The sequence below is a fragment of the Clostridium sp. DSM 8431 genome, assembly GCF_900116755.1.
Taxonomy (GTDB): Bacteria; Bacillota; Clostridia; order Clostridiales; family Clostridiaceae; genus Clostridium.
Genome location: NZ_FPBY01000130.1, coordinates 1 through 9655, shown reverse-complemented (window position 1 = coordinate 9655; position 9655 = coordinate 1). Strand labels below are relative to the sequence as shown.

Sequence of the window (9655 nt, the reverse complement as noted above, 5' to 3'; positions counted from 1 at the left end):
TACAAAATAGGACACGATGAATAAGGAAAAATCTCGATATGGGTATAATTGTCCATATTTTGAGTAGCAGGATGTGAAAATGAATAATCCAATAGCGTTTGAATTGTTTGGTTTAGAAATCAGATGGTATGGAATATTAATTGCAATAGGTGTTTTAGTTGCTTTAGCAGTAGCATCTTATAATTGTAAGAAGCTTAAACTAAATTTTGATATGGTGACAGATGGATTCTTATGGACTTTTCCTTTTGCAATTATAGGAGCTAGATTATATTACGTAATATTTCAGTTTAATGATTATAGGGATAACTTAGCTGATGTGTTTAATATACGTCAAGGAGGACTTGCTATTCATGGAGGTTTAATTGCTTCCTTAATCGTAGTAATTATTTTTGCTAAGGTTAAAAAGATAAATTTAGCAAAGTATATGGATGTAGCGGCACCTTCAATTGTATTAGCTCAGGCCATTGGAAGATGGGGTAATTTCATGAATGGTGAAGCTCATGGAGGAGTAGTTAGTAAGGAATTTATAAGTCATTTTCCAAAGTTTATTCAAGATGGGATGTATATTAGAGGATTATATTATAATCCAACATTTTTATATGAATCTTTATGGAACATTTTAGTTTTCATAATACTAATGATTATTTTATATAAGAAAACAGATAAGCAAGATGGTTATGTAGTTTGTAGTTATATTTTACTATATTCATTAGGAAGAGTATTTATTGAAGGATTAAGAACAGATAGCTTAATGCTTGGAAGCATTAGAGTTGCTCAATTAGTAAGCGGAATGGGAATAGTAGCAGGAATCATAATAATGCTTATATTAAAGATAAGAAGAGATAGTTCAAAATAATTGTGAAAGAAGCTTTTTATTTAGTGTTAATCTAAGTTAAAAGCTTCTTTTTTGTGCTATTTATAAATTGAATACATAAGTATAAAAATATATAATATAGTAATAGAGAAATGTTTCTATTGAATAACAATAACATTTGTGCTAGAATGATAAAGTATCAAAATTGTATAATTAATTAACTAAATGCATATTATAAATGTAATGGAGATTATTTAGGTATGGAGAGATGTCTGAGTGGTTGAAGGAGCACGCCTGGAACGCGTGTATAGGGGTTTACTCTATCGTGGGTTCAAATCCCACTTTCTCCGCCAATGCCGTGCTAGATGGGAAGTTAGCGGTGTCTTGTAACCTGCAATCCGCTATAGCAGGATTTAATTCTCTAGGGAGGGTATGCCGAGTATGGTCTGCCCCATGCAAGTGGTGTTGATAGTCGGGTCCCACGCAACGGAACCCATGAACCTCGTCAGGTCCGGAAGGAAGCAGCGATAAGTGGTCACTTTCGTGTGCCGTGGATTAATCTGGCTTGAGCTAACTACATGGGTAACGCATATGAATCATATTCGAACTAGAGTGCACGGTTTATAATTTTGATATAAAGACCTTCTTTACAAAGGAAGGCTTTTTTTATGAAAAATTTAGATTAATTTTGGGTTACTCTTCAATAGGATTAACAATATAGGACAATAGGATAAGAAAGGAGCTGTACACTATTTAGTGATACAGCTCTTTTCTTATCTTTTATCTTGATAAATTTATAAATTCATATGAAAGATTATCTTTTTCGTTAATTAATTCTCCTGAACTCTCATCTATGTTCCATTCATCGAAATTAATTTCAGGGAAGTAAGTATCTCCTTCAAAATTTTTATTTACTTTTGTAAGATACAATTTACTACAGTATGGTAACAATAAATTATAAATTTCGCCACCTCCGATTATAAAAACTTCGCTCCCTGAGTTTTCATACATTTTCATAACTGTTTCGACATCATGTACAACAGTTACCTCATCTGAATCAACTTTATAATTTTTATCTCTAGTTAAAATTACATGATGACGGTTTGGTAGTGGTTTTGGAAAAGATTCGAAAGTTTTTCTTCCCATTATAATTGTGTGTCCTGTAGTAATACTTTTAAATCTCTTTAAGTCATCAGATATATGCCATAATAATTTATTGTCGCCACCAATTACATTATTGCTAGCAACAGCCACAATAGCAGAAAACATTAAACAGTTACCTCCATTTTTATTGCATCATGATGCTTGTAATTTTCTAGTTTAAAATCATCTGGTGTAAATGCATAGAAGTCTTTTACTTCTGAGTTCATCCAGAAAGTTGGAGCTTCATATGCTTCATTTTCTCTTGTAAGTTGTAATTTTAATCCTTCAACTTGGTTTTCATAAACGTGAGCATTATTTATTACGTGAGTTAATAATCCTGGTTTAAGTCCTGCAACTTGTGCTAACATGTGAGTTAAAACTGCAAACTGACATGTGTTAAAAGGAACACCAAGTCCCATATCTCCAGAACGTTGAACAAGCATACAGTTAAGTCTACCATCTGTAACATCCCACATTGTTAAGAAGCAACATGGTGCTAAGTTCATTTCAGGAAGATCTGCCCAGTTCCAAAGATTTAACATCATTCTACGGTCTTGAGGATTATTTTTTAAAGCATCTATAAGGTTATCTATTTGGTTGAATTTTTTTATTTGGTAACCATATGCCTTGCCTATAGTTCCATCTTCACCTTCCCATTCATTCCAAACCTTAACATTCATTTTTCTAAGCTCTTCAACTACATTAGATTGTTTTTGATATATCCAAAGCATTTCTTTTACTGAAGTTTTGAAAGCAACAAATTTAGTTGTTAGTATAGGAAATTCTTTTGAAAGATCAAATTGCATAATTTGATGTGGAAGTTTATATGTGGCAACAGCTGTTCTATTCTTATCATAATAACCATTTTCTAATATGTTTCTAACTATTGAAAGGTATTGTCTGTCATAACTACTCATAATTTTTTTCTCCTTAAACACAAAATTTTAATCTTATATTATTATACATAACATAGGTTACATAACATAGAGTAAAGAAACAAATATACTAAAAAACTATAATTAGTGTATAATAGTAAGTAATATTAGTTATTGACGATAGAGAGGTGGATGCCTTGGCTTATACAGCTTTATATAGAGAATGGAGACCAAAGAATTTTGAAGATGTAGTAGGACAGGAATATATTACAACAACATTAAAAAATCAGATATTAAATGATAGAATTGCACATGCATATCTTTTCTGTGGTACTAGAGGAACAGGAAAGACTTCTACTGCAAAGGTAATGGCTAAAGCACTAAATTGTTTAAACCCACATGATGGAGAGCCATGCAATGAGTGTGAAATGTGTAAAAAAATCAATGATGGATTAGCAATAGATGTAACAGAATTAGATGCTGCATCAAATAACGGAATAGATAGAATTAGAGATATTATTGAAGATTCTAAGTATCCTCCACAAGAAGCAAAGTATAAAGTTTACATAATGGATGAAGTTCATATGCTGTCTATTGGGGCAGTTAATGCATTCTTAAAGACATTAGAAGAACCTCCAGAAAACGTAATATTTATATTAGCAACAACAGATCCTCAGAAATTACCTATTACTATTTTATCAAGATGTCAGAGATTTGACTTTAAGAGAATAGGTAATGAAAAAATCGTTGCAAGACTTAGAAAAATAGTTGATGCTAAAGGAGTTTTAGCAGAAGATAAGTGTCTTGAACTTATTTCGAGAGTTTCTGATGGAGCAATGAGAGATTCATTAAGTATATTAGACCAGGCTATTTCTATGGGAGATGGTGCAGTAGAGTATAGCTCTCTTATTAATATGCTTGGATTAGTAACTAATGAACATTTATTTAATTTAACTTCTGCAGTTATTGAAAGAAATATAGAAAAAGCTATGGTTATAATAGAAGACTTAGTTTTTGCAGGTAAAGATATTCACTTATTTATTAAAGATTTAGTTGAGCATTTTAGAAATCTATTAATGATTAAGGTAACAAATAATCCAGAAGAAGTTTTAGATATGTCTTTAGAGAATATTGCACGAGTAAAGGAACAAGGTGCAAGAATAAGAGTAGAAGAAATAATGAGAGATATAAGAATACTTCAAGAGGCAGAAGGAAATGCAAAGTTAAGTAAACAGGCTCGTTTATATTTAGAACTTGCTATAATAAAGATGTGTAAAATAGAATATGATACATCAAATGAAATTATTTTAGCTAGACTTAATAGAATGGAAGAGGCTTTAAAGAGTGGAAAGATTGCAGTTTCAGCTCAGGTAGCACCTCAAGGTGACAATAAAAATGCACAATCATCTAGTAAGACTCCTATAAAGCGTACAGCTTCAGCACCAGTATCAAGTGTAAAAATTGAAGAAAATAGAGATTCTAAGCTTAGTATTACTGATGTACAAAGAGCATGGCAGGATATATTAGAAGCATTTAAAGCAAGAAGAGCAATGGTTATTTATGCTTCTATAGTTACAGGAAGACCAGTAGCATGTCAAAATGGAGTTATTACTATTCAATATGGTGATCAATTTGCCTTTAATAAGCAGAGACTTGAGAAAACAGATAATTACAAAGTTGTTAATGAAGTGGTTTCTGAAGTTTTAAGAGAAAATGTAAAGGTGAAGTTTGTAGTTGAAGATGGAGGAAGGGATGAAAGAACTCCTGAAGATGTATTACTTGATGCCTTTGGAGAATCCTTTGTTGAAATAATTGATGAGTAAAATTTAAATAGTATTGTAGTAAAAAATACTATATAATAAAAAATAGATTTAATATTAAGGAGGAAGTTATTATGGCAAAAGGCGGATTTGGTGGCTTCGGCGGAGGCAACATGAATAACTTAATGAAACAAGCTCAAATGCTTCAAAAGCAAATGCAACAAGCACAAAAAGAAATAGAAGAATCAGAATTTGAGGCTTCCGTTGGTGGTGGAGCTGTTTCAGTAAAGGTTAATGGAAAGAAAGAACTTTTAAGTGTTAATATTAAGCCAGAAGTTGTAGATGAAGATGACGTTGAAATGTTAGAAGACTTAGTACTTAGTGCTGTTAATGAAGCATTAAGAAAAGCTGATGAAAATACAGCTAATAAGATGGGTAAATTAACAGGCGGAATGAATATGCCAGGTTTATTCTAATATTAAATTACAATAGGCATACAGCACAGCGGGGCTTGTATGCCTTATTTTTAACTTATAAGTTTTGAAGGGATGTTTTAGTATGGATTTTTATCCAGTTGCAATAGAAAAATTAATAGAGGAATTTGCAAAGCTACCAAGTATAGGACAAAAAACTGCTCAAAGGTTAGCTTTACATGTTTTAAATTTACCAGAAGATGAAGTTAAAGAGTTTGCAGATGCTTTAGTTAAAGCAAGAGGAACTATAAAGTATTGTTCTGTATGTGGAAACTTTACTGATAAGGACCCTTGTGCTATATGTGGAAACCCTAATAGAGATAAGAGCATTATTTGTGTTGTTGAACAACCTAAAGATATTATGACTATGGAAAAAGTTAAAGAATATAATGGAATGTATCATGTGTTACACGGAAATATTTCACCAATGCATGGAAGAGGGCCTCAAGATATAAGAATAAGAGAACTTATATCTAGAATGAATGAAGATGTTAAGGAAGTAATATTAGCTACTAACCCTAATATAGAAGGTGAAGCTACAGCTATGTATATATCAAAGGTATTAAAGCCTTTAGATGTTAAGGTTACAAGAATAGCTTCAGGACTTCCTGTTGGAGGAGATCTTGAATATGCTGATGAAGTTACTTTATCTAAAGCATTAGAAGGAAGAAAAGAGCTATAAAAAGGGAGGATCTAAGAATTTATCTTAGATCCTATAAATAGATAGATGGGAGTTTTAGAAGTTTTGTTTGATAATGAGTGAAAAGCTTCTTATACAATCAATATACGTTTATATAGAAAAAGTGTTACTGCTAAAATATAATAAATTGAATAAAATACAAAAAAAGTGTTAATACTCTAAATAAAATTTTGGAGGCGAAACATGAATAAATTAAATATTTTAGAATATATTTTGAAATTAATACGTAAAGATGTACAAGAGGATAGTGAGCTCATTAGTGAAATAGAATATGCTTTAATTGAAATAGATACAGCAAAAAACATATTTAATAATGTAAGTGATTCTAATCTTATAGAAGTAGCTATATATTCTGAAGATGCTGCAACAAGACGTTTTGAACACTTATTAAAAAAAGCTAAGGAAGAAGGAATTTCAGTTAGCAAAGCCCATATGATAGATAAATATTTAGAAATAGCAGAATAGTAAGAAGTGGGGGGAGTGTTTTTTTGGAACTAATGATTTATGGAATAATAGGAATAGTTGCTTTGGTAGTATTAATAAAGCTTTTTAAATGGCCATTTAAAATATTGTTAAATGGTATTTTCGGAATCTTCCTATTATATATAGTTAATTTTTTAGGAGCTGGTTTTGGAATTCATATAGGTATTAATATAGTAACTGCTTTAATTGCTGGTATATTAGGAATACCTGGAGTGGCAGCTCTTATACTACTTTCATTATTGTTTTAAGATAAATAGCCTGTAAAGTAATTAATAACAATTACTTTGCAGGTTATTTTTTAATGTCTAAGAAAATGTAAAATTTTCAAGTGAGTAAAACTTGATAAATATGTGATTTCAGTAAGATGGGAAAGACATTAAAAAGATAATTGTAGTGCCGCAAAAGAAAGCTGCTTCCTGCACTAAAAAGCGTGACGTCAGCCACTTTGTTTTTTAAGCTTATTTTAAGAAAATATTAAGGATGATAACCAGAAATTATTAAGTTTTGGAAGTTATTATATATTTTATAGATAGGGAGGGAAAATAATGAATGTTTTAGAAGTTAAATCTTTAAAGAAAGTCTTAGGAAAAAGAGAGATAATAAAAGACTTGAGTTTTTCAGTTGAAGAAGGAGAAGTGTTTGGAGTCTTAGGTCCGAATGGAGCTGGTAAGACTACTACTATAAGAATGTTGACAGGCTTAATATCACCTACTAATGGAGATATTTTAATATGTGGAAACAGTGTATTAAAGAATAAAGAAAAGGCATTAAAGAATGTTGGAGCTGTAGTTGAAAATCCTGAGTTATATAAATATTTATCAGGAATAGAAAATTTAATGCAGATTGCAAGAATAAGAAAAGTTCCAAAAGAAGAGATTGAAAAACTTATAAAATTAGTAGGGTTAGAAGATAGAATTAATGATAAAGTTGGTAAGTATTCTTTAGGGATGAAGCAAAGACTTGGCCTTGCAGCTGCTTTAATAGGGGATCCTAAATTGTTAATTTTAGATGAACCTACAAATGGATTAGATCCTTCAGGAATATTAGATTTTAGAGAAATTGTTAAGAAAGCTGCAAGAGAAAGAAAGATGGCAGTTTTTATATCATCTCATATATTAAGTGAGATTCAAAACTTATGTGATAAGGTTGTATTTATTAATGATGGAGTTATTAAATCTGTAGAAAGTATTAAAGAGCATAGTTTAAAAACTAAATTAGACAGTATGACTTTGGTTATAGATGGAAATATGGAGAAGGCTGTGAAGGTATTAAATGAAGTGAAAACTGTCAATTCTGCAAAAGTTATGGAGGAAAATATTCATTTGTTATTACAATCAGGAACAATAAATGAGGTATTAAAAGTATTAATAGATAACAATATAAGAATATTAGAGATATATAAAGATAGAAATGAGTTAGAGCAAAAATATATTGAACTTGTTGAGGGGGGAGCAAGATAATGATTTTAACATTAGTAAAAAATGAACTTATAAAAACATTTAGCAAGGCAAAGACTTGGATTATATTTGCACTATTTGCTGTTTTTATTACAGGAATGAGTTTTGTATTTTATAAACAAAGTAAACAAACAGAATTCTATATGTCTCCAGAACATCAGCTTGAAAATTTCAATAGACAAAAAGAATCTAATAATGAAGAGATTAAGCGCTTAGAAAATAATAATGATGAAAAATCTAAGGAAATGATAGCTTCAATGGAAGCAAGTAATAAAAGTTTAGATATGGATATAGCTAAGTATGAAAAGATTGTTAATAGTAGCGAAGAAGAACGATGGAAAATGGAATTAAATTTAGAAAAGGAAGAATTAACAGCTAATATTAATGAAGGAAATATTTCAGAATCACTTAAAGAATATAGTGAAGAAAGATTAGAGGAGATTAATAAATTTTTAGATAATAATGAAAAGCCTATTGAATCATGGATGTTTGATGGGGTGAATTTTGCAAAAGGTATCATGAAAATACTTGGGATGGTTATTTTAGCAGCAGGAATAGCTGTGTTTATGAGTGATGTAGTTTCTGGAGAAGCAACTCCAGCAACATTTAAGTTTTTATTAGTTCAGCCAGTATCAAGAGGAAAAATAATTTTATCTAAGTTTATATCTATTGTTATTACTGTAGTTGGATTAATTGGATGTTTAGAGATTATAGCTTTTGGAGTTATTAGTGCCATAGCAGGTGCTAAAGGTGGAAAAATGCCTTTAAGAATAGGTGTGGAATATATGTGGGATTATAATAACTTAACTGATGCAGGACTTCCTACATTAACTCAAGTAAATGGAAGTGGCATTATGTCTACAAGAGGAACTGCTCTGCTTCAAGGATTCTTATTGCAAATTTTATTTATAATAGCATGTTGTGCATTTATATTTTTAATATCAGCAATATTTAATAGCAGTATGATAACAATGGCTGTATCAGTAATTATTCCCGTTGCAGTAACAATGAGCAGTTTAATTTCAAGTGGAGTATCTAAAATAGCACATCTTATATTCTTTAACTATGGATCAACTGTTGAAGTAATTACGGGAGATATTGTTCAAGCATTCCAAAATCCTAATATTACTCTTCAATTTGGAATTGTAATAATGTGCTTAACAATTGTAATAAGCTATTCTTTAGCACATTTTATATTCTGTAAAAAAGATATACTAGCTTAAAAAACATGGACTTGCACTTTATGGATGCAGGTCCATTTTTTTATTGTGATAAAAATGTATAATATATAGTGAGTACTAGGTGTATAAATTAGATTTATAGAATGGAGATGGTGTTATGCCAGCAGGTACAGGTGTAAATTGCAGTGATTGTCCTGATAAGAGAGATGGGAAGTGTAATGGAGACGACGTACAATGTTTATGTTATAAGTGTCCAAGAAGATTAGCACAATGTATGTGTGTGAAATATTGTAGAGAAACAGAGTCTGTTCTTTATTTTGACAAATAAACAAATAATATTTAAAACTTAATATTATTAAGTGTATGGGTATGTTTTTATTTTATAAAAAGAAAAATAAATCGTACCTATATTTTTTATTCTAAATTGTTGGAATAAACTTATAATATATTTATTTTATGTATTAAATTCATTATAATTATCATATAACTAAAAAAAAGAATGTTTAAGAATATATTGACATGGAAGAAAAATGATATTAAGATATTAATTAATAAACACAAAAAAATTTAATATTATAATAACAAAATTAAATATTTAAAATCAAAATAACAAAGAGGTTGTAATAATATATTTAATTTTTTTATATAACTTCTTTTTTATTATAAACAGAAAAAAGCGATTTTTGGAAGAAAATGGCGATAAGCTAAGTAAAGACCAGCTAATAATAGTCAAGTAAATTTTAAAAAATAATATTTTTTAAAAAAGGGT

Annotated in this window: 11 protein-coding genes, 1 tRNA gene and 1 other RNA gene; 11 read left to right on the top strand and 2 right to left on the bottom strand. The window is 29.9% G+C overall.

What is annotated here, in order from left to right:
- Positions 1-79: 79 nt before the first annotated feature.
- From lgt to ffs, 3 genes are all read left to right on the top strand, one after another.
- The gene (gene lgt, locus BM384_RS12480; RefSeq protein ID WP_090014067.1) at positions 80-856 is read left to right on the top strand and encodes a prolipoprotein diacylglyceryl transferase; all 777 of its coding nucleotides are present in this window, start codon (positions 80-82) and stop codon (positions 854-856) included.
- 220 nt (positions 857-1076) lie between these two features.
- Positions 1077-1167: transfer RNA gene (locus BM384_RS12475), tRNA-Ser, on the top strand.
- A gap of 3 nt (positions 1168-1170) precedes the next feature.
- Positions 1171-1434, top strand: an RNA gene (gene ffs, locus BM384_RS12470) — signal recognition particle sRNA large type.
- 160 nt (positions 1435-1594) lie between these two features.
- On the opposite strand, the gene BM384_RS12465 is transcribed toward ffs, so the two are convergent.
- Positions 1595-2083 (bottom strand): dihydrofolate reductase, encoded by a 489-nt coding sequence (locus BM384_RS12465; protein WP_090014066.1) that lies wholly within the window; start codon positions 2081-2083, stop codon positions 1595-1597.
- Entirely contained in the window at positions 2083-2874 is a 792-nt protein-coding gene (locus tag BM384_RS12460; RefSeq protein ID WP_090014064.1) for a thymidylate synthase, read from the bottom strand. Before BM384_RS12460 ends, BM384_RS12465 begins: the two co-directional genes overlap by 1 nt.
- Before the next feature lie 155 nt (positions 2875-3029).
- Between BM384_RS12460 and dnaX the strand changes: the two genes are divergently transcribed.
- From dnaX to BM384_RS17720, 8 genes are all read left to right on the top strand, one after another.
- A complete protein-coding gene (gene dnaX, locus BM384_RS12455) occupies positions 3030-4655 on the top strand; it encodes a DNA polymerase III subunit gamma/tau (RefSeq protein ID WP_090014062.1) in 1626 nt (541 codons plus the stop codon).
- A 71-nt stretch (positions 4656-4726) separates the two neighbouring features.
- On the top strand, positions 4727-5068 hold the full coding sequence (locus tag BM384_RS12450) for a YbaB/EbfC family nucleoid-associated protein (protein ID WP_090014060.1): 342 nt from the start codon (positions 4727-4729) through the stop codon (positions 5066-5068).
- A gap of 82 nt (positions 5069-5150) precedes the next feature.
- Entirely contained in the window at positions 5151-5747 is a 597-nt protein-coding gene (gene recR / locus BM384_RS12445) for a recombination mediator RecR (RefSeq protein WP_090014058.1), read from the top strand.
- A 201-nt stretch (positions 5748-5948) separates the two neighbouring features.
- Positions 5949-6230 carry a DUF2508 family protein gene (locus BM384_RS12440; RefSeq protein ID WP_090014056.1) on the top strand — a complete coding sequence of 94 codons (282 nt, stop codon included), beginning with the start codon at positions 5949-5951 and terminating at the stop codon, positions 6228-6230.
- Positions 6231-6262: 32 nt separating this feature from the next.
- Positions 6263-6496, top strand: coding sequence for a pro-sigmaK processing inhibitor BofA family protein (locus BM384_RS12435; RefSeq protein ID WP_175537368.1), 234 nt, complete (start codon positions 6263-6265; stop codon positions 6494-6496).
- Positions 6497-6793: 297 nt separating this feature from the next.
- Positions 6794-7708 carry an ABC transporter ATP-binding protein gene (locus tag BM384_RS12430; protein WP_090014052.1) on the top strand — a complete coding sequence of 305 codons (915 nt, stop codon included), beginning with the start codon at positions 6794-6796 and terminating at the stop codon, positions 7706-7708.
- Entirely contained in the window at positions 7708-8928 is a 1221-nt protein-coding gene (locus BM384_RS12425; RefSeq protein ID WP_090014051.1) for an ABC transporter permease, read from the top strand. The genes BM384_RS12430 and BM384_RS12425 overlap by 1 nt, the downstream gene beginning before the upstream one ends.
- A gap of 115 nt (positions 8929-9043) precedes the next feature.
- Complete coding sequence (locus BM384_RS17720) at positions 9044-9214, top strand: hypothetical protein (protein WP_090014049.1); 171 nt, start codon at positions 9044-9046, stop codon at positions 9212-9214.
- The last annotated feature ends 441 nt before the right edge of the window (positions 9215-9655 follow it).

What these genes read in the sequence shown, in the direction of transcription:
- lgt (WP_090014067.1), top strand. Translation starts at nt 80, where the DNA reads ATGAATAATCCAATAGCGTTTGAATTGTTTGGTTTAGAAATCAGATGG.
- BM384_RS12450 (WP_090014060.1), top strand. Translation starts at nt 4,727, where the DNA reads ATGGCAAAAGGCGGATTTGGTGGCTTCGGCGGAGGCAACATGAATAAC.
- BM384_RS12465 (WP_090014066.1), bottom strand. Translation starts at nt 2,083, where the DNA reads ATGTTTTCTGCTATTGTGGCTGTTGCTAGCAATAATGTAATTGGTGGC.
- BM384_RS12440 (WP_090014056.1), top strand. Translation starts at nt 5,949, where the DNA reads ATGAATAAATTAAATATTTTAGAATATATTTTGAAATTAATACGTAAA.
- BM384_RS12460 (WP_090014064.1), bottom strand. Translation starts at nt 2,874, where the DNA reads ATGAGTAGTTATGACAGACAATACCTTTCAATAGTTAGAAACATATTA.
- BM384_RS17720 (WP_090014049.1), top strand. Translation starts at nt 9,044, where the DNA reads ATGCCAGCAGGTACAGGTGTAAATTGCAGTGATTGTCCTGATAAGAGA.
- BM384_RS12425 (WP_090014051.1), top strand. Translation starts at nt 7,708, where the DNA reads ATGATTTTAACATTAGTAAAAAATGAACTTATAAAAACATTTAGCAAG.
- recR (WP_090014058.1), top strand. Translation starts at nt 5,151, where the DNA reads ATGGATTTTTATCCAGTTGCAATAGAAAAATTAATAGAGGAATTTGCA.
- BM384_RS12430 (WP_090014052.1), top strand. Translation starts at nt 6,794, where the DNA reads ATGAATGTTTTAGAAGTTAAATCTTTAAAGAAAGTCTTAGGAAAAAGA.
- BM384_RS12435 (WP_175537368.1), top strand. Translation starts at nt 6,263, where the DNA reads ATGATTTATGGAATAATAGGAATAGTTGCTTTGGTAGTATTAATAAAG.